Annotated in this window: 12 protein-coding genes; 4 read left to right on the top strand and 8 right to left on the bottom strand. The window is 70.2% G+C overall.

Features of this window, described 5'->3' with window-relative positions:
• Positions 1-10 precede the first annotated feature (10 nt).
• Positions 11-6,427: a type I polyketide synthase gene (locus tag ON41_RS14740; RefSeq protein WP_040748189.1), complete on the bottom strand. Its 6,417-nt coding sequence runs from the start codon at positions 6,425-6,427 to the stop codon at positions 11-13.
• Positions 6,428-6,764: 337 nt separating this feature from the next.
• Between ON41_RS14740 and ON41_RS14745 the strand changes: the two genes are divergently transcribed.
• Positions 6,765-7,310, top strand: a complete 546-nt coding sequence (locus ON41_RS14745; protein WP_040748190.1) for an ester cyclase — start codon at positions 6,765-6,767, stop codon at positions 7,308-7,310.
• Between the two features lie 28 nt (positions 7,311-7,338).
• Here the strand turns inward: ON41_RS14745 and ON41_RS14750 are convergent, their stop codons facing one another.
• On the bottom strand, positions 7,339-8,037 hold the full coding sequence (locus ON41_RS14750) for a TetR/AcrR family transcriptional regulator (RefSeq protein WP_083905363.1): 699 nt from the start codon (positions 8,035-8,037) through the stop codon (positions 7,339-7,341).
• Positions 8,034-9,668, bottom strand: a complete 1,635-nt coding sequence (locus ON41_RS14755; protein WP_051161505.1) for an MFS transporter — start codon at positions 9,666-9,668, stop codon at positions 8,034-8,036. The genes ON41_RS14750 and ON41_RS14755 overlap by 4 nt, the downstream gene beginning before the upstream one ends.
• A gap of 349 nt (positions 9,669-10,017) precedes the next feature.
• On the opposite strand from ON41_RS14755, the gene ON41_RS14760 reads away from it, so the two are divergent.
• Positions 10,018-12,312 carry an MMPL family transporter gene (locus tag ON41_RS14760; RefSeq protein WP_040748192.1) on the top strand — a complete coding sequence of 765 codons (2,295 nt, stop codon included), beginning with the start codon at positions 10,018-10,020 and terminating at the stop codon, positions 12,310-12,312.
• Here ON41_RS14760 and ON41_RS14765 read toward each other — a convergent pair.
• Both ON41_RS14765 and ON41_RS14770 read right to left on the bottom strand, forming a co-directional pair.
• Positions 12,272-13,150: a cutinase family protein gene (locus tag ON41_RS14765; RefSeq protein ID WP_051161530.1), complete on the bottom strand. Its 879-nt coding sequence runs from the start codon at positions 13,148-13,150 to the stop codon at positions 12,272-12,274. The genes ON41_RS14760 and ON41_RS14765 overlap by 41 nt on opposite strands.
• 222 nt (positions 13,151-13,372) lie before the next feature.
• Positions 13,373-14,140 (bottom strand): GntR family transcriptional regulator, encoded by a 768-nt coding sequence (locus ON41_RS14770; RefSeq protein WP_040748194.1) that lies wholly within the window; start codon positions 14,138-14,140, stop codon positions 13,373-13,375.
• 125 nt (positions 14,141-14,265) lie between these two features.
• Between ON41_RS14770 and ON41_RS14775 the strand changes: the two genes are divergently transcribed.
• A complete protein-coding gene (locus ON41_RS14775; protein WP_221333393.1) occupies positions 14,266-15,753 on the top strand; it encodes an ABC1 kinase family protein in 1,488 nt (495 codons plus the stop codon).
• Positions 15,754-15,759: 6 nt separating this feature from the next.
• Here the strand turns inward: ON41_RS14775 and ON41_RS14780 are convergent, their stop codons facing one another.
• A complete protein-coding gene (locus ON41_RS14780) occupies positions 15,760-17,019 on the bottom strand; it encodes a KasA/KasB family beta-ketoacyl-ACP synthase (RefSeq protein ID WP_040748195.1) in 1,260 nt (419 codons plus the stop codon).
• A gap of 294 nt (positions 17,020-17,313) precedes the next feature.
• Between ON41_RS14780 and ON41_RS14785 the strand changes: the two genes are divergently transcribed.
• Positions 17,314-17,619 carry a hypothetical protein gene (locus tag ON41_RS14785; RefSeq protein ID WP_157185470.1) on the top strand — a complete coding sequence of 102 codons (306 nt, stop codon included), beginning with the start codon at positions 17,314-17,316 and terminating at the stop codon, positions 17,617-17,619.
• Between the two features lie 21 nt (positions 17,620-17,640).
• On the opposite strand, the gene ON41_RS14790 is transcribed toward ON41_RS14785, so the two are convergent.
• The gene (locus ON41_RS14790) at positions 17,641-18,309 is read right to left on the bottom strand and encodes a UdgX family uracil-DNA binding protein (RefSeq protein WP_083905365.1); all 669 of its coding nucleotides are present in this window, start codon (positions 18,307-18,309) and stop codon (positions 17,641-17,643) included.
• Between the two features lie 115 nt (positions 18,310-18,424).
• Positions 18,425-19,489 (bottom strand): nitric oxide synthase oxygenase, encoded by a 1,065-nt coding sequence (locus ON41_RS14795; protein ID WP_221333562.1) that lies wholly within the window; start codon positions 19,487-19,489, stop codon positions 18,425-18,427.
• Positions 19,490-19,713: the final 224 nt, after the last annotated feature.

Below are 19,713 nucleotides of genomic sequence, written 5' to 3' on the forward strand. Positions count from 1 at the left end.
GGGCGATTCCTCACGGTGCCGTCGGTTCGGTCGTTGCTTCTTCCTGGGCGATCTGGGCGGCGATCTTGGTGCCGAGCCCGCCCAGCGACAGTCCGGCGCCGATCGACAGCACCGACATCTTCACGCCGAGGCTCTTCACCACCCGGGCGCCGAATTCCATCGCCATCAGCGAGTCCAGGCCGATCTCGCTGGTGGGGGTGTCGAGGTCCACGGTGTCGGCGTCGACGCCGAGGACGATCGCGAGCTGTTCGGCCAGCAGCCACGCCACCACCTCGCCGCGCTGCTCGGCATCGATGGCGAGGATCTCCGCCCGCAGTGCGCCGGTGCCGCCCGCGCCGCCACCGGCCGCGGTGACCAGTTCCACGAAACGCGGTGCGCGCGCGGAGGATCGGTGCGCCAGCGCCCACTGCGCCCAGTCGATGTCGAGCACCGCGCACTGTGGCACGTCCAGCCGCAGGCACTCCCACAGCAGCACGGCCGCGAAATCCATATCCAGCGAGCCGTATCCGGTCATCTCCGCATACCGCGACACCGCCCGCGAATCGGCCATGCCGCCGTCGCCGCGCATGAAACCCCAGTCCACCGACACCGCCGTGCGGCCCTGCGCGCGCCGCGTCCAGGCCAGCGCGTCGAGTACGGAATTGGCCGAGGCATAACCTAATTGGGGTGACAGGCCCGCGATACCGCTGGCGGAGGAGTACAGCACGAACAGGTCGAGGTCGACGTCGGCCTCGGTGGTGGCGCGGTCCAGGTTCATCGCCCCGGCGACCTTGGGCTCGAAGATCTCCCGCAGCGATTCGGCGGTCACCTCCGGGATCTCGGTGTTGTTGACCACGCCCGCGGCATGGATGACCCCGCGCAGCGGGGCCCCGCTGGACTGGATACGGGCGACGAGCGCGGACACCGCGTCGTAGTCGGCGACGTCGACGCGTTCCTCGCGCACGTCCACGCCCTGCTCGGTGAACAGCCGCAGCTGCTCGCGCGCGGCGTCGGTGGTCGCGCCCCGCCGCCCCGCGAGTACCAGGTGCCGTACCCCGCGCCGCACCAGATGCCGTGCGGTCGCCAGGCCGAACGCGCCGAAGCCGCCGGTGACGAGATAGCTTGCGGCAGGGTCGATCTCGACCTCGCGCGGAATGTGGCGCACCGCGGGCGTGTCCTCGCGCAGATCCAGCACCACGCGCCCGACCTGCGCCGAGCGTGCGACGGTCTCGAACGCCTCGGTCAGCCGGTCCAGGCCGAACACCATATTGGGCAGCGGCCGGTACTCGCCGTGGAACAGCGCGTCCACCACCCGCCGCGCGGCGTGGCGCACCTGTTCGGGGCGGCGGGCCAGGATGCGGTCGATATCGACGGCGAAGAACGACAGGTTGCGGTCGAACGGCCGCAGATCGATCGTGCCCGCACCGTAGATATCGGCCTTCCCGATATCGACGATGCGCCCGAATTCGCCCGCGACCCGGAAGTTCTGCTGCAGGATCTCCCCGGGCGCGGAACTGTAGACCACGTCGACGCCCTCGCGGCCGGTCAGCCGCAGCACCTCGTCGACGAAGCTGACCGACCGCGAATTGAGCACCTCGTGCGCGCCCAGCGCCCGCACCTGCGCGCGCCGCTCGTCGGTACCGGCGGTGGCGATCACCCGCGCGCCCATGCGCAGCGCGACCTGTACCGCCGCCATCCCCATACCGCCGGCCGCGCCGTGCACCAGCACCGTCTCGCCCGGCCGCACCCGGGCCAGCTCACCGAGCCCGATCTCGGCGGTGAACAGCGGCATCACCGAGGTGCAGTGCAGCGGGTCGAAGGCGCCGGGCGGGAAGATGTCCATCGCGGTCGTCGCCCCGGTGTCCGGGCGCAGCGTGACGTAGCGGCGCACGATTCCCGGTGCGACGACCGAGATCTCGTCGCCGGGGGAGACGCCGGTGACCGCGCTGCCGACCCGCTCCACGACGCCGTAGCCGTCCATGCCGATCTCGGTGCCGAAGAACGTGCCGTCGAGTTCGCGCTCGGTGAGCACGCCGAGCACCTTCAGCGTGTCCTTGTAGTTGAGGCCGACCGCCTGCATCCGGATCTCGATCTCCTCGGGACCCGGCGCGATCCGGTCGGTGGTGCGCAGCGCGAGTTCCGGCAGCAGCCGCGAGCGCGGGATGTCCAGGCGGAACGAGCGATCCGGATCGGTCAGCGGCGCGGGCGCGTTCCAGCGGGCCAGATGGGCGCCGAGGGTGCGGCGCCAGCGGATCGTCCAGCACGCCCCGGCCCGCAGCGCCACCTCGTCGACGAGCGTATCGGCGTAGATCTGCTCCAGGACGTCCGCGGCGGCCGACCCGGGCTCGGTGTCGACCAGCCGCCACTGCCCGGCGGGCAGCTCGTTGAGCAGTTCGCGCCGCCCGCCTGCGAGCGCCGCGTGCTCGAGCCGGGCGAACCGGTCGATCGGCAGGCACAGCGCGTTCTCCGTGACCACCACCGCGCGGATCTCCGCGCGCGGCGCCTCGGACTCCCGCGGCTGCTCCGAATCGTCCAGGGACAGCAGCTGTTTGACGGCCTGCGCGACGCGGGCCAGCCCGTCGACATTGTGCATGCCGTCGAGATCGCCGCCCGCGACCACGACCAGCCGCAGCCGCCGCACCCCGGGCCGGGCGTGCGCGGACCGCAACAACGCCAGCAGCTGATCGCCGCCCAGCGCCGAGGCGTGCTCGCCGACCGTGACCAGCTCGCCGCTGCGGGTATTGGCGATCTCCTTGGCGCGCAGCGAGATCTCGGCGCCGAGGTTGACCACCAGCAGCGCCTCCTCCTCGCCGACCTGGGCCGGCGGCGCGGCGTCGGGGGTGTCGGAGACGATCTCCCACACCGGCTCGTAGTACAGCTCGTCCAGCTGATCCGACAGCGGGCGGCGCGGCGTGAGGGTGCGGAACTGCACGCCCGTGAGAGCCAGCGCGACATCGCCCGCGGCCGAGGCGATCCGGATGTCGGCGCGCAGCGGGTCCGCGGGGTCGCGGGTCACCACCACGACCGGTGCGGCGGGCAGCGGGCCGTTCCAGCGGATCCCGGCGACGGCCGCCGGGACCACCACATCCGGATCCGCCGTCTCACCCCGGGCGGCGGTGGCCGCATACAAAGCCGCGAAACACTGCAGCGCCGCGTCGATGACCGCCGGATGCGCGAGATGCCGGTGCGAGTCGTCGCCGGGCGGCGAATCCAGCTGTGCGACAACGCCGTCCGCGCCGACCGACACCGTGCGCAGCAGCCGGAAGGCGGGCCCGTAGGTGAGCCCGTGCTCGGCCATGCTGTCGTACAGGGTCGCGGCCGGAACATCGGCGAATCCGGCGCGCGGGGCGATATCGACCGTGGCGGGATCCACGTCGGCCTCGATCAGGCGGCCGTACGCGTTGACCGTCCAGTCCGCCGCGGTGGCGGGCCGTGACCGTATCGTGAACCGGCGGGTGCTCTCCTCCACCGCGATCCGCACCACGGGCACGTCGTGCTCGTCCACCACCAGCGGGCTGACGAATTCGACCGATTCCAGCCCGAAGGACGCGCGACCGGTCCGGGCGGCCACCGCGCTGAGCGCGGCGTCCAGATAGGCCGCGCCCGGCAGCACCACGGCCCCGGCGACCACGTGGTCGCGCAGCCACGGCAGGTTGGTCACCGACAGCGAGACCTCCCACTCCGGGGCCGCGGTCGAGAGCCGGTCGCCGAGCATGGCGAACCCGTCCGGCGTGCCCAGCCGGTCGAGCCGGGTCTCGGGCTCCTGGGTCCACACGTGACGGCGCTGCCACGGATAGCGAGGCAGCGCGACATGCGGTGTGGCGGTATCGATCGGGCGGGGGAGGCGCTCGCCGTCCAAGGCGCCGGCCCGGTACAGTTCGGCGACCGCGGTGAGCAGGTTCTCCTCGTCGTCCCCGCCGCGCGCCAGGGTCGGCACCGCCGCGCCGGACACGCCCTGCTGCAGCAGGATCTCCCGGACGCTGCCGCTGAGCACCGCGTGCGGGCCCACCTCGAGGAAGACGCGATGCCCGTCGTCGAGCAGCGCGCCCACGGTATCGGCGAAGCGCACCGAATCACGCACATTGTGGCACCAGTAGGCGGCGTCCCAATCCTGCTGTGTCGCCACGGCGGCCGTCACGGTCGAGTACACCGGGACGGTCGTGTCGCGGGCGGCCAGCGGGGCCAGCGCGGTGCGGAGTTCGTCGAGGATCGGATCCATCAGGCGGCTGTGGTAGGGCACCTCCACCCGCAGTACGCGCGCGAAAACACCGTCCTCGGTGAGCTTTTCGGCGATCTCGGTCAACACCGGGGCCGGACCGGCGAGCGTCACCGCCGACGGGCTGTTGATCGCAGCGACATCCACGTCCGCCCCGTCCGCCAGCAGGTCGCGGGCCTCGGCCTCGGACAGGCCCACCGCGAGCATGGCCCCGGTACCCGCCGTGGTGGCCTGCAGCCGCGAGCGGTGATAGCTCACCGTCACCGCCTCGGTCAGGGTGAGCGCCCCGGACACATACGCCGCGGTCACCTCGCCGACGCTGTGCCCGACGACGACCGCCGGCCGGACGCCGCGCTCGGCGAGGTCGGCGGTCAGCGCGGCCTGCAGCAGGAAGTTCGCGGGCTGCGCGATCTCGGTGCGGGTGATGCGGGAATCGGCCTCCTCGCGCAGCATCTCGTCGAGAATCGACCAGCCCGACAGCTTCTCGAACTCCCGGTCGACCTCGCGCGCCACCCGCGCCGCCGGCCCGTCGCCGCGCAGCAGCGCACGGCCCATACCCCACCACTGCGGGCCCATCCCGCTGTACACGAACACCGGATCGGTGCTGCCCTCCGCGACCGCCCGCGCGGGCGCCTGCCCGCCCCCGGCCGCGAATTCGGCCAGCTGCGCACGCAGATCGTCACCGTCGGTGTAGCGGAACGCCGAACGCATCGGATGATGCGCCCGCCGCACCCACGCCGCCGCCGTCAGCTCGTCCGCGGGCGTCTCCGCCGCGACCAACTCCGCCGCCAGCGTCCGCAGCGCGGTCTCACTACGCGCCGACAGCGGGAAGATCGGCAACGTCGCGCGCTCCGCGCCAGCCCCAGACCCGTTGTCCCGCACGGCGGCTCGGTGGTCCCGCACCGTGGCGGGGATCGCGGGCGCGGTGCGGGCGGTCACGCCGGTGCCGTGGGCATCGGCCGGGGCGGGGCCGATGAGGACGTGGGCGTTCGTGCCGCCGTAGCCGAAGCTGTTGACCGCCACCACCGGTCGTCGTAGTGGTTCGGGGGCCATCGGGATGCGTAGTCGCAGGCCGTCGAAGTCGATGTCCGGGTTCGGGTCGTCCAGCCGCACCTGCGGGGCGACGGTGCCGTGGTGCACGGTGAGGGCGGCCTTGATGACGCCCGCCACGCCGGCCGCGGCCTCGGTGTGGCCGATGTTGTTCTTCACCGACCCGACCGGCAGCGGTTCGGAACGCCCGTCGACCGCCCCGTACACGCGCCCGAGCGCGCCGAGTTCGAGTGGATCACCGACCGGGGTGCCGGTGCCGTGCGCCTCGACGAATCCGATCTCGTGCGGCGCGATCCCGGCGAGGGTGTGCACGCGACGCGCGAGGTCCTGCTGCGCAACGGGATTGGGCACCGGGATGGCGAGCGTGCGGCCGTCCTGATTGACGCCGCTGCCGCGCACCACCGCGTAGATGCGGTCGCCGTCGCGCAGCGCGGCGTCGAGGGGCTTGAGGATCACCGCGCCCGCGCCCTCGCCGCGGCCGTACCCGTCGGCGGAGGCGTCGAAGGATTTGCAGTGCCCGTCGACCGCCAGGAACCGGCCCTTGCACATGGAGATGAACGTCTCCGGCTGCAACATGGCGTTGGTGCCGCCCACGATGGCCGACTCGCAGTCGCCGTCCGCCAGCGCCCGCACCGCCTGATGCAGCGCCACCAGCGACGACGAGCACGCCGTATCGATCGTCATGGTCGGGCCGTGCAGGTCGAGCAGGAACGCGATGCGCGCCGACAGCAGGGTGTGCGAGGAACTGGTCGGCGTGTGGCTGTTGATGGCGTGCCGGACCACGTTGCGGCCCACCGCGTTGTCCATCATGAACCCGCCGACGAACACCCCGACATCGCGGCCGGCGATGCGCCCGGCCATCCCGCCGTCGTCGAGCGCCTCCCACGCCACCTCGAGCAGCAGCCGCTGCTGCGGGTCCATGATCGACGCCTCGCGCTGGGAGATGCCGAAGAAGTCGGCGTCGAACTCCCACAGCGACTGGGCGAGGAATCCGCCGTGCCGGGTGTACATGCGGCCGGGGGCATCGGGATCCGGATCGTAGAACTTGTCCAGGCTCCACCGATCCGGCGGCACCTCGACGATGCCGTCACCCTTGCGGATCAGGAAATCCCAGAAGGTGGCCGGACCGTCGATGCCGCCGGGAAAGCGGCAGCCGATCCCGACGATTGCTGCATCGGACATTGCGCGGTCCTCCGAAAATGTGCACCGAGCGGCGCGCGGCGATACGAACTGAGTGGCAAAGGATTGTCTCCGGACAATAGGTCAGCATAGATTCGAAGATCAAAGGACGGGGCCGGAATTCGCAAAAGTCCTTGTCGAGCAGTGCAAGTGGACCTGACGAGTCCGAATTACGCTGTTATTCGGACGGGCCTGTGACATTGTTATCCGCAGGTGACACTGTTATATGTTTCCCCCGCCTGGGAATGATTCGCGAATCCTATTCGCCGATAACATCGTCAGGACGATCAATCACATTGTTATCGACCCGGTGACGCCGTTATAGAGGTACGTTCTCGCCATGAACTCGGGTGAATTCGCGCTCGATCCCGCCGCCGAGCCCATCGCGGGCCCGGAGTGGCTGCGCACGTTCGTCGACCGCTACATCGCGGGCTGGAACGCCGCCGACCCCGACGCCGTCGCCGCCTGCGTCACCACCGACACCCGCTGGATCGACCCGTCGGAGGAGGCGCTCATGGTCGGTCGCGCGGCGGTCGCGCGGTTCGTGCGCGATACCGTCCGCTCCTTCCCCGACGTCTCCTACGACCTGGTGTTCGAGCCGACGATCACCGCCGACGCGCGCGCCGCGATCGTGCCGTGGCGGATGACCGGCACCCACCTCGGCCCCATCGATCCGCCCGGATTCGCCGGCACCGGAAAGAAATTCGATCTCTTCGTCGTCGACATCTGGCAGTTCCGCGGCGGGCTCATCTGGCGCAGCAAGGCCACCTGGGACCTCAACGAACTGCTACTGCAAATAGGACTGCTGCCCAAGCGCAACGGCTTCGCCGAGCGCTCCATGGCCTGGGCGCAGCGGACCGGTGCCCGGCTACGGCCCCGCCGCTGACCCGCGGCCCGGACGCGGCGCGCGCCTGTCAGGCGCGGGCCGTCCACAGCACGCGCTGTACCGCCTTGGCGACGGACTCCTGGACGCGCTGCGGGTCGGCGCCCATGCCGATGAGGATGTTGACTATCGACGGCAGCAGCACCTCGGCCATGCCGTCGTCGCCGTACAGCCCGGCCATATCGAGCTGGATGAATCCGTAGAGCCCGGTCCAGAACTGGGCCGCCGCGGCGCGGGCGCTGGTCGCGGTGATCAGCCCGGCGTCCAGGGCTCGCTGGGTCGCGCGCACCACGTGGTCGAAGCTCTCGGAGAAGTTCTCGAAATCGGAGTCACCGGAGCCGGACAGGATGTTGCCCCGGTTGAGCTTGACCTCCGGCTTGGGCGATTCGGTGGTGTACATCAACCGGAACAGCTCCGGTTTGTGCACCGCCTCGTCGCGGAAGATGAAGCCCAGCACCAGGATGTCGGTGATCGGGTCGTCACTCGACGCGCAGTCCGACAGACGCGTGTTGAGCTGGGCGAAGCCCACCGAGCCGACGGCCCGCAACAGTCCGGGCATACCGCTGAAATTCGAATAGATAGCCATGGTCGATACATCACATATCCGCGAGACCCGGCGCACCGTGAGCGCGGCGAGTCCCTCTGTCGAAAGGAGCTTGATTGTCGCTTCTATCAGTCGTTCTCGTAGCGTCGACAGCTCGGTGTCGGCGGTCGTCTCGGATCGGGTCATGCTGCCACCTGCAATTCCTGGGCGGTGATCTCCTCGAGCGAGCGGCGTCTGGTCTCCACGAGGAAGACCACGGCCGCGATCGCGGCCAGCGCCACCGGCACCGCGCCCAGCAGGGCGGTGACGCTGATGGACGGCGTGGCCACGGCGAGCACGACCAGCGCGATGACGAGGACGCCACCGGCCTTGGTGAGCGCCGCCGCGACACCGCTACCGCGGGAACGGATACGGGTGGGGTACGCCTCGGCGCCGTACGCGCCGATCACCGCCACGATGGAACTGGAACCCCAGATCGGCACCACCAGCAGCGCGTACAGCAGCGTCGAATTGCCGGCGACCCGATCGCCCAGCACGACGAAACCGGCGAGCGCGACCGCGAGCAGCGCGCCGAGGGAGACCAGCGTCCACTTGCTGGAACGGTGATAGCAGTACGCGACGAGGAAGTTCAGCGGGAATCCGATCAGCGCCGAATCCCGCAGGATGCGATCGGCATTCACGCCGGTGAAGCCGAGCGCGCGCAGATTGGACGGCAGCCACAGCTGGAATCCGTAGGTCACCAGGCCGACGCCCAGCCCGAGCAGCGCCAGCACCAGCGTCACCCCGGCGAACGGGCGGCGCAGCAACTGCGTGAAGCGGTCGCCGACCTGATCGTCGACCGTCGTCTCGGCCGGGTCGGCGCGCACGATCTCGGCGTTGTAGGTGCGCAGCACCCGTTCGGCCTCCCGATGGCGGCCGGTCGCCAGCAGATACCGCGGCGATTCGGGAATCCAGCGCACCAGCAGGACCAGCAGCAGCCCGGTCGGCAGGCCGAGCAGCCACAGGCTGCGCCAGCTGTAGGTCTCGCCGATGGTGGACGACAGCCAGCTGGTGATGATGTACGCGCCGGCGACATCGCCGCCGATCAGGACCAGCAGCCAGCCGCGGTGCCGCGCCGGGATCGCCTCGGACAGCAGCGTGAACGCGATGGGCAGCATGCCGCCCGCGCTCAGGCCCATGATGAAGCACATCGCGAGATTGAGTTCGAAGCTGGGCATCGCGCCGCAGACGGCGGTGCCCGCGAAGAAGACCCCCGCCAGCAGGATCGCGGCTTGGCGCCCGATGCGGTCGCCGAGCCAGCCCCACAGGAACGACCCGGCCACCGTGCCGGTCAAGCCGAACAGCGGCAGCAGCGCCACGGGCAGCGCGTCCAGCTGCGGATTCGCCGGGGTGCGCAGATGATATTCCGCGCCCACGCCGGGGACGACGAACGCCAGGGTGGTCGGCTTCATCACGTCGATCGTGATCGCCGCGGCCATCACCAGCAGCAACAGCACGTGCACGCGGTTGATGGGCGCGTCGTCCAGCGCGCGCACCCGCAGCCCGGCCACTTTCTCGTGCGCTGCCGCCCGGGGGAACAGGCCGACCGTGGTCAGTGCCAGACCGAGGACGATGAGCACCATCCCCGACACCATGTAGCCGTCCATCGGCATGCCCGCCAGCCGGAACCCCATGTCGCGGGCCATGAGATACATGGGCAGGTGCAGCACGGTACCCCCCACGGTTGCCGTCAACCCGAGCCAGAACACCCAGGCGCGCCGACGGCCGACCGGATCCTCCGGCAACCGGGCAATGTCGACAGCATCCATGTGCTGCATCACCGAACCCTCATCACATATCCACCCCCGACAACCCATTACCGGTCGGTAGCGTACGAGATCGCCAGGGCTGGGAAGGTCCGTTTCGCAGATTTCGGTTAGTTAGTTTCGCTTTGTAGTTCGTCATCTGCCGACTGTTTGCGGTGGTCATAGACGTGCCGCGGGGTTTCTGAAACACGCTGTAACGGAATCTCTCCGGATCAATAGGGGTATCCAGCGCTACTGGGGTGGCGGTCGGCCACATCAGCGTGCTTATTCGAGGCGGTAGGGGGTCCTCGGCCTCTGGCCACCCCCACGATCACGCAGTACTGTCCGACCGAGAGCACGGCTCGACGCGTGGGAGGGGACGATGGTCGCTACCGAGCTGTCCGAAACCGCTGGACCGCAGGCGCCGGCGCACCGGTGGGGGAGGTCGATCGCGCGGCGTCGCCGCCTCGTCCTGGCCGTCTGGGTGCTGCTGCTGGTGGCGTGCGGGGTGGCCTACCCGGCGCTGCAGTCGCGCATCGTGGCGCCGGATTTCAATCCGCCCGAGGCGGAGTTCCTGCGGGCGGAACAGCTGACGCGGCAGTACTTTCCGCAGCTCGGCGACGAGCAGAGCGTGGTGGTGTTCGACTCCGGCGCCCTGCGGGCCGACGCACCCGAATTCCGGCAGGCCGTCACGCGGGCCGTGGACGGGCTGCGCGCGACCGCGGGCGTCGCGTCGGTGGTGAGCCCGTTCGACGGCCTCGGCCAGATCTCCGCGGACCGGCACACCGCCTTCGCCGTCGTCGGACTGCGCGGCGCGCCGCCCGAACGCGCGGCGGTGGCCGCCCGCATCCAGGACGACCTGCGGTCCGCGCGCACCGCGGCGGTGACCGCGGAACTCACCGGATTCGTCGCCGTGCAGAACGATCTCGCCGAGGTGGAGAAGGCCGACCTCGCCCGCGCCGAGGCGATCGGCCTACCGGTCGCGCTCGCGATCATGGTGCTCGCGCTCGGCGCGCTGGTGGCCGCGGCGGTGCCGGTGGGTATCGGCCTGGCCGGGATCCTGCTGGCCGGCGGCGTGCTGTTCGTGCTGTCGTTCCTCACCGACGTCGACATCCTGATGACCTCGATGGCCTCCATGATCGGGCTCGGCATCGGCATCGACTACGCCATGTTCGTGGTCAGCCGGTTCCGTGAGGAGCTGGCCCGCCTGCGGGTCCGCGACCGGCGCGACCCGGCCGTCGCCGAGGCCGTCGGCATCGCGATGAACACCGCCGGGCGCACCATCCTCGCCTCGGGCGTGATCGTCGCCGTCTCGGTGATCGCCCTGGTGCTCATCGAGGCCAAGACCTACCGCGGCCTGGCCCTGGTGGTGTCGATCTCGGTGGTGAGCACCCTGGCCGTGGCCATGATCCTGCTACCCGCCCTGCTCGCCGAACTAGGCCCGGCGGTGAACCGCGGCGCGCTGCCGGAGCGATTCCGCCCCGCGTCGATGCGCGGGGAACAGGTCGTGGCAGGCAGGCGCCAGTCCGGGACGGGCGCGGAACAGGGAGCGGCAGGCGGGGAACCCGGTGTGGCGCATGGTAATTGGTATCGGTGGGCGCTGGCCGTGATGCGGCGGCCGCTGGTGTTCGGTGGCGCGGTGACCATCGTGCTGCTGTTCGCGGCGGTGCCGATCACGCGTATCGAGTACGGGCTGAATCTCGGCGTCGCCGCGCTGGGGGACCGGCCCGCGGGGCATGCCGCGCAGGTCCTGTCCGAGAAGTTCCCGCCGGGCACCATGGCGCCGATCCAGGTCGTCGCCACCGGCCCCGGCGAGACCTCGCTCAGCGCGGAGGGCGTCGCGCAGCTCGACCGGTTCGCGGCGGAGGTCGGCAAGGACGACCGCGTCGCCGGCGCGCTCACCCAGCGATCCGGCGGCGCCGCGATGCTGATCGTGCTGCCGAAGGCGCCCGTCGACGACCCCCGATCCAACCAGCTCGTCCTCGACCTGCGCGAGCGGGCGCGGGAGATGAGCGATGTGCGGGTCTCCGTCGGCGGCCCGAACGGCGGTTATGTGGACGTCGCGCGGGAGATCATCGGCACGGTGCCCTACGTCGTGGCGTTCGTGCTGATCGCCTCGTTCCTGTTCCTCGTGGCCGCCTTCCGCAGTATCGTGCTGCCGCTCAAGGCGATCGCGATGAACCTGCTCGTCACCGGCGCGGCGCTGGGCCTGACCGTCGCCGTATTCCAGTGGGGCTGGGGCGAATCGGTACTCGGCTTCCACAGCGCCGGATATCTCCAGGTCTTCCTGCCCGGCATGGTGTTCGTGATCCTGTTCGGGCTGTCGATGGACTACGAGGTGTTCCTGATCCGGCGCATGCGGGAGCGCTGGGACGCGGCGGGCGACCGGACCGACCTCGGCAACCGGCTCGCGGTGGCCGAGGGACTCGAACACACCGCCCGCCCGATCACCGCCGCGGCCGCGATCATGGTGGTGATCTTCGGCAGCTTCGTCACCGCGGATGTGCTGGAGCTGAAGCAGATCGGGTTCGCGCTCGCGGTGGCGGTGATCCTGGACGCGGTCCTCGTCCGCATGGTGCTCGTGCCGGCGTTCATGCGCCTGCTGGGCCCCTGGAACTGGTGGCTGCCCCGATCGTTCAGCCGGCGGCCTGGATCAACCAGCGGCGCAGCCACGTAGTCGCGGTGGTGCCGGCGCCGTCGACGACGTACGACGGATAGTCCTGATGCACCCCCGACCCGTAGAACTCCTCCAGCTCCTGACGACGTTCCTCGTTCGCGGGATCGCTGAACTGGCTCTGCAGCAACGGAATTCCGCCCGCCGCCATCAGATCGTCGATGATCGACTGCGCCTCGGTCTGGTAGCGGCTGATCAGGCCCGGATCGGGCGACGACAGCTGCGCGAAGAAGCCGGCGAAGCGCGTGGCGAAATCGTCGGCGGGTGTGGAACAGTAGAGATCCCCGGCGGCGCAGAAGCTGCGCACCCGCGGGGTCACCCAGCCGAATCCGCCGACCCGCGGCCCGCCCGCACCGGCCCCGGGGACCGGCGGCCCGATCATCGGATCGGTGGGGGAGCGGCGCGGATCGGCGATCAGCCCGACGGCCGCGACCCGATCCGGCGGCACCACCCCCAGGCCGGTGCCGATCTGGGCGGCGAGATCGCCCGCGGCGTCGGCGCCCTGGCTGTACCCGATCAGCGCGATGTCGGTTGCGCCACAAGCGCGTCCCATCTCGGCCACCAGCCCGCGGGCGTTGTCGATCGCCTCCTGTTTGGAGCGGCCGTAGACCTCGCCCTCCCACGGCAGCGCGGTCGCCGTATAGCTGACGTAATCGGTACGGATATCGCCGGGCAGGCCGTCGGTGACCGTGGCCAGCATGCCCTCTCGCGGATCGTCGCGGGAGGTCTCCCAGGTACCCGGAATCGCGACGACATACAGGTCCGGGCAGCCACCCGGCGCCGCCTGCGCCGCGGGAGCCCCCGACAGCACCGCCGCCGAGACGGCCGCCGCCGACGCCAACACACTGCAACTTCTACGTAGAGACACGGCCGAACTCCTTGCGCTGCAGGACCTTTCCTGGCGAGACGGCCGACGAGCGCTCGTGGATCCGCCGCCGGTTCGACGGTAACCGAGATCACGGGCCTCCGGGGCGGGGTTGTGCCGAGATGTGAACGAACCGTCACGAATCCCCTACCGCCGTGTCCCAGACGATATTTCGTGCCCGGTCGCGCGGAGCCGACGTCAGGCGGTGGCGGCGGTCGCGGTCTCGGCGCCGCCCACGACCTCCTCGTCGAAATGCGCCACGACGCGCTCGTGGAACATCCCGAACAGGTCCTCGAACAGCGCCACCTGCGCATCCGACGGGCCGCCGTCGGAATCCCACACTGCCGCCAGCGCCCGCCACATCAGCACGTGCAGATCGGGACCCACCGCGTAATACGCCTCGACGGCGGTGGGCACCTCGAGGATCATCTCGCCGATGGAGTTGAGCACCGCCCGCTGCATGCTGTGGCCCAGCGCCGACAGCAGGGTGCGGACCAGGGCGAGTTCGCCCGCCAGGATTGCCGGCAGGTCGGGATTCAGCTGGCGGGCAAGCGTTTCCAGTTCGTCGATCGACCGCTCCAGCACCGCGCGCTCGACGCCGTGCGGCGCGGCGGTGTAGGCGAGTAGCGCGTCCATCACGATCTGCCGCTGCATGGTGACGATGTCGCGGAACATCTCGACGGCGACCTCGGGCCGGGGGAGCGACAGCCGGAACAGGCGGCGGTAGACCTCGACCCCGCCCTCCTCGCGCACATCGCGGATGGTGAACCCCTTACCGCGATGCGCCTCGACGAATCCGTGCGACTCCAGCCGGCCCAGAATCAGCTGTGCCGTCGCGCGATTCATGGCGAATTCCTCGGCGACCTGGCGAACGGAGGGCATCAGGTCACCGGGAGTGTATTCGCCGGCCGCCACTCGCCGCGCCAACTCGTCGGCGACATCGGCGACGACCGTCTGCGCTCCCATGGATGTCTCAGCCTTTCGGTGTGGACGACTCCGAACACTTTTCGGTTACGTCCCAGACAGTCTAAGCTGTGCTGTGCCAAACTGCACGTGCGCAGCCGGAAGTTGCGCACACAATGGGGTGATCGATGTCAGTTCGTCGCGTCGGCGACCGGCCGGAGAACGAGCGCGCGGGTACGGGCCGGGCGTGGGGCCGGGCGCGCCGGTCGGACGGAAACCCGCCGGGGCGCAAGGTGGTTCGCAACGCGAAGCTGGCGGCGCTGCCGGTGGCGTTCGCGGGACGGCAGGCGGCCGGGGTCGGCAGACGCATGCTGGGCCGCCCGTCCGCCGAGATCCAGCGCGACATCCAGCTGCGGACCGCCCAGCACATCTTCGAGGTACTCGGTGAGCTGAAGGGCTGCGCGGCGAAGCTGGGCCAGATCCTCGCCATCTACGAGCTGGCGCTGCCGCCCGAACTCGCCGAGCCCTACCGGACCGCCTTGAGTCTGCTGCAGGATTCCGCGCCGCCGATGCTGCCGGGAACCGTGCACGCGGCCATGGCGGCGAACCTGGGCGAGGACTGGCGCGACCGGTTCCGCGAATTCGACGACCGCCGCGCCGCGTCGGCCAGTATCGGCCAGGTGCACCGGGCTGTCTGGCACGACGGCCGGCCCGTCGCGGTCAAGGTGATGTACCCGGGCGCGCGCGCCGCCGTGCTCAGCGACCTCGACGAACTGCGCCGGATCTCCGCGCTGGCACCGGTTTTCGCGCCCGGCGCCGATATCGACTCGCTGACCGAGGCGCTGGCCTCCTCGGTGCGCGAGGAACTCGACTACGCCGCCGAGGCCGACCACCAGCGCGTCCACGCCGACGCCTACGCCGGCGACCCGGAATTCGTGATCCCGCGGGTGGTGTGCCAGCAGGGCGACGTGGTGGTGTCGGAGTGGCTGGAGGGCACGCCCCTGCCGCGGCTCATCGCGTCGGGCGACCAGGACGAGCGCAACCGGGCGGGCATGCTGGTGCTGCGGTTCGTGCTGTCGTCGTGGGAGCGCACCGGGCTGCTGTACTGCGATCCGCATCCGGGGAATTTCCGCGTACTGGCCGACGGGCGGCTGGGCGTGGTCGATTTCGGCGCCTGCGCGCCGTTCCCGCCGCCGGGATTCCGCGAAGCCGTCGCGGGCATCGGCGAGGCGCTGGTGAACGGCGGCATCGAGGAGCTGGAGGACGCGATCCGCGCGCACGGATTCGTCGATCCCGGGCGGAGTTTCGATATCGCGGCCCTCGCCGACCAACTGGAACCGATCGTGGAACCGCTGTTGCGGCCGACCTTCCGGCTCAGCATGCGCTGGCTGCGCAAGCGGGTACTGCGAGCACTGGACCTCCGGCTGACCAACGTCAACCGCGAACTCACCATGCCCGCGGACTACACGCCGTTCGCGCGTTGCCTGCTGACCGTGGCCGGTGTGCTGTGCCAGCTGCACCTCGAGGGCCCGATCTCCGCCGAAATCCTCACCTGGTCACCCGAACTGGCCGAGGTCATGGACCGCCACCGCGCCCGCACCCCGGCCCCCACCCACCTGGACGACGTGCGCCGCCGCCGCAAGCCTGCCGCCTCCTCGGCCGAGGCGGCAGGCTGAACGGGCTCAGTACTTGCCGAACAGCACGGCCGCGTTGTGGCCGCCGAAGCCGAACGAGTTGTTCATCGCGAATTCGATATTGCTGTAGCGCGGCTTGTCCCGGACCACGTCGAGTTCGACCTCCGGGTCCTGGTTCTCCAGGTTCAGCGTGGGCGGGATGACCTGGTCGCGCAGCGACAGCACCGAGATCGCGGCCTCGAGCGCGCCGACCGCGCCGACGGAGTGGCCGAGGGCCGACTTGGGCGCGTACACCGCCGGATGGGTGCCGATCGCCGCGGTGATGCCCTTCGCCTCGGCCAGATCGCCCAGGCCGGTGCCGGTGGCATGCGCGTTGACGTGGTCGATATCGGCCGGGGTGACACCGGCGGTCTCGATCGCGCGGCGCATCGCGCGGGCACAGCCCAGGCCCTCCGGATCCGGGGCCACCATGTGGTAGCCGTCGGCGGTGAGGCCCGCGCCGAGCAGCCGGGCCAACGGCTTCGCGCCGCGGGCCAGCGCGTGCTCCTCGGACTCGAGCACCAGCAGCGCCGCGGCCTCGCCGAACACGAACCCGTCGCGGTCGCGGTCGAACGGGCGGGAGGCGCGCTCGGGCTCGTCGACCCGCGAGCTGAGCGCCCGGGCCATGGTGAATCCGGCGATGGCCATCGGGTTGATGTAGCCCTCGACGCCGCCGGCCACGACCATATCGGCCTCGCCCAGCACGATCGAGCGCCAGGAGTGCACCAGCGCCTCGTTGCCCGACGCGCACGCCGAGACCGGGGTGACGACCATGGCCCGCGCGCCGATCTCCAGGCCCACGACGCCCGAGACGCCGTTGGGCATACTCATCGGGACGGCGAACGGCGACACCTTGCGGTAGCCGCCCGCGCGCATGGCGTCGTTGGCGTCGACGATGGTGTCGGCCCCGCCCAGGCCGGTGCCGATGCACACGCCGAGGCGGTCCTTGTCCACCTCCGGCTCACCGGCGGTGGTCCACACCCGCTTGCCCATGGCGTACGCCATCTGCTGCACGTAGCACATGCGCCGCTTGCGCACGCGGTCCAGATCGGAGGTCGGATCGTGAACGAGCTTGCCGCCGATGGTGTTCGGCATACCGTGCTGCGTGATCTCCGGATCGGTCAGGGTCTTGATACCGCTGGTCCCCGAAAGCAGGGCCTGCCAACTGCTTTCGGTATCGGCGCCGATAGACGTCGTGATCTCCAGCGCGGTCACCACGACATTGCGGAAACCCCCGGTGCGGGTGGAGAAGTTCTCGAGCTTGCCCACGTTCTGCTAATCCTCACTGTCGGTCCCTGCTAACGCGAATACGGCAGCATCGGCGGACGCTATGACCTCATTGTCGATGGCGTACGACACCGGCGCCCGATCCCGCCGGTGCAGGAGAACGGATCGCGTGCCGGGTCAGCCTACAGCGTGCCGGGGCAATGCTCCGTTCGGCGAAACGCGACACCCTGACCGCCGGCTCCTAGTTGCGTTCATGGAAATCCTCCCGGAATCGGGATGCTCGATGTTTGCCCAGGCTATGGCGTGGAATACCTCCGATATCATCGAGTCGTAAGGATGGCCGGGCAGGCAAGGAAGGTCGTGCCCGAAATGGTGATCAACGTGCTATCCGAGCTGGTTCACACGCAAATGGAGAATCCGCGGCCGGAGGCGCCGCCGGGATCCGGTTCGTCGGCGTCGTTGTTGCGGCATCTTGTCTGGATTCATCTCGCAGCCACCATGATCGCCGTCGTCTGCTGGGTGCACCTGGTGCGACGCGGCGGTGCGGGCCGGGCGCGGACGATAAGGGTCGTGATGCTGGCGATCCTGCTGGGACTCAGTTCCGCCGGCGCCGGTGTGCTGCTGGGCGCCGCCCTGGAATGACGGGCGCCCCCGGGCGCGCCGTCACGACATGACGGCGCGCGCGGTGCGCAGGTCCGCGAGGAATTCGGCGTAGGCGGCGTCCCGGTCGGGCGCGCGCAGGACCGCCGACGGGTGCACGGTCGCGACCGCCCGGCACGTCTCCAGCGCGACCACCTGCCCGCGTTCGCGGCTCACCCGGAACGACGGCGCGATCACCGATTGGGCCGCGACGGCGCCGAGGCACACCACCAGCTCCGGGTCGATCTCGGCGAGTTCGGCCGCGAGCCACGGCCGGCACGCGGTGATCTCGGAACGGCCGGGCTGCTGGTGAATGCGGCGTTTACCACGTTCGACGAATTTGAAATGCTTCACCGCATTGGTCAGATACACCGCGTCGCGCTCGATACCGGCCTCCGCCAGGGCCCGGTTCAGCAACCGGCCCGCGGGCCCGACGAACGGGCTGCCGACGACATCCTCCCGGTCACCGGGTTGCTCGCCGACCATGACCACCCGGGCGGCGGCCGGTCCCGCGCCGAATACGGTCTGGGTGGCCTCCCGGTAGAGATCGCAGCCGTGGCATTTTCCGGCCGCGATGCGCAACGTCTCCAGATCGGCGTCCTCGGGAACGTATTCGCTGGCACTCATCGCGATGTCCTCCCGTCGTCTCCTGCCGCCGCGAATACCCGTGCCGCCGAGGGCGAAACGACGCATTCGCCGCGTCCGTGCAGTCGATGCAATTCCGCATTTATCGCCGAAATACGCCCCCGCGTCAGCCCCCCGGAACGGGATGTCGTTCGGGGTTGCCGGAAGCGCCGGCGCGGCGTATTCAGCCACGGCGGACGAAATTCGGGCGGATATCGGGGTCGGGCGGGTCGAAGTACCGATGGAATGTGGGGGTGAGCGCGGCCGACATGGGCGGATTGATCCAGGACCACTCGGACGGGCAACTCCGCCCGGCCGCGCGTTCGGACTCCGCGTGATCGACGAACTGCCGGGCGACCGTGTGATGGTCCACGATGTACACCCCGGCGCGCCGGTAGCTGTGCAGTACGGCCACATTCAGCTCGACCAGCGCCCGGTCGCGCCACAGCGTGCGTTCCGAGCCTGTGTCCAGCCCCATTCGCTCGGCGATCGCGGGCAGCATGTCGTAACGGTCGGCATCGGCCAGGTTGCGGGCGCCGATCTCGGTGGAGACGTACCAGCCGTTGAAGGGCGCGGCGGGGTAGGTGACGCCGCCGATCTCGAGATCCATATTCGACACCGCCGGGATGGCCGGCCACCGCAGCCCCAGCTCGCCGAACCAGCCGAACTCCGGATGTTCGAGGGGTACCTCGCCCACCACCTCGCGCGGCACCGGGAACCAGCTGATCGGCTCGCACGGCGTGCTGATCAGCAGCGGCAGCACGTCGAAGGCCGTGCCCGCACCCCACCAGCCGAGTTTGCGGGCCAGATCGGTGAGCGCGACGGTCGCCGGATCGCCGGTGACGGTCCCGTCGGGGCGGCGGTAGCCGGCGTACCGGATCAATTGCGGGCTGAGGATGCGGAAGGGCAGGCCGTCGGGCCGTGCGGGCGGTCCGATCGTGATCAGGCAGCGCACGGCGCGGCCGTCGCGGGCCCGCCGCAGGTGTTCCCAGCAGGCCTCCGCCAGCTCGGCCGCGCTCCGGACGGCGCGCGCGTCGACGACCTCGAGCGAATTCCAGAGCTTGCGGCCCACGCAGCGGTCGTGATTGCGCCACGCCAGCCGGGCGCCGACGCGGATCTCCTCGAGGCTCTGCCGGTAGGTGCCGAATGCCTGTAGTTCGCGCAGCGCGTCGTGGCGGCGCTGGGCGGGCAGATGCGCGAGTTCGGGCCGGGCGAAGAATTCGTCACACTCGCGGAGGCGGCGGGTCAGTTGCCAACCGGCCGGTCGTTTCGTGGCGATGGGTGGAATGTCCGAGGGAAGTAGTTGTGCCGCAGGACAATTCACGAAGCAGCTCCGAGAGGGCGGGGTGTGCTGGGCGGACGCTGGAGACGGTCGTCCCAGTGTCGCACTCGCCCGATGGCGGTGGGGCTCGAATTCGCGGGAAGCTAGACGTAACCTGCAATCACACGTAACCTGCGATGTACCCGGTCACG

The sequence above is a fragment of the Nocardia transvalensis NBRC 15921 genome (assembly GCF_000308875.1).
Lineage (GTDB): Bacteria > Actinomycetota > Actinomycetes > Mycobacteriales > Mycobacteriaceae > Nocardia > Nocardia transvalensis.

What these genes read in the sequence shown, in the direction of transcription:
- ON41_RS14740 (WP_040748189.1), bottom strand. Translation starts at nt 6,427, where the DNA reads ATGTCCGATGCAGCAATCGTCGGGATCGGCTGCCGCTTTCCCGGCGGC.
- ON41_RS14745 (WP_040748190.1), top strand. Translation starts at nt 6,765, where the DNA reads ATGAACTCGGGTGAATTCGCGCTCGATCCCGCCGCCGAGCCCATCGCG.
- ON41_RS14750 (WP_083905363.1), bottom strand. Translation starts at nt 8,037, where the DNA reads ATGACCCGATCCGAGACGACCGCCGACACCGAGCTGTCGACGCTACGA.
- ON41_RS14755 (WP_051161505.1), bottom strand. Translation starts at nt 9,668, where the DNA reads ATGCAGCACATGGATGCTGTCGACATTGCCCGGTTGCCGGAGGATCCG.
- ON41_RS14760 (WP_040748192.1), top strand. Translation starts at nt 10,018, where the DNA reads ATGGTCGCTACCGAGCTGTCCGAAACCGCTGGACCGCAGGCGCCGGCG.
- ON41_RS14770 (WP_040748194.1), bottom strand. Translation starts at nt 14,140, where the DNA reads ATGGGAGCGCAGACGGTCGTCGCCGATGTCGCCGACGAGTTGGCGCGG.
- ON41_RS14775 (WP_221333393.1), top strand. Translation starts at nt 14,266, where the DNA reads ATGTCAGTTCGTCGCGTCGGCGACCGGCCGGAGAACGAGCGCGCGGGT.
- ON41_RS14785 (WP_157185470.1), top strand. Translation starts at nt 17,314, where the DNA reads ATGGCCGGGCAGGCAAGGAAGGTCGTGCCCGAAATGGTGATCAACGTG.
- ON41_RS14790 (WP_083905365.1), bottom strand. Translation starts at nt 18,309, where the DNA reads ATGCGTCGTTTCGCCCTCGGCGGCACGGGTATTCGCGGCGGCAGGAGA.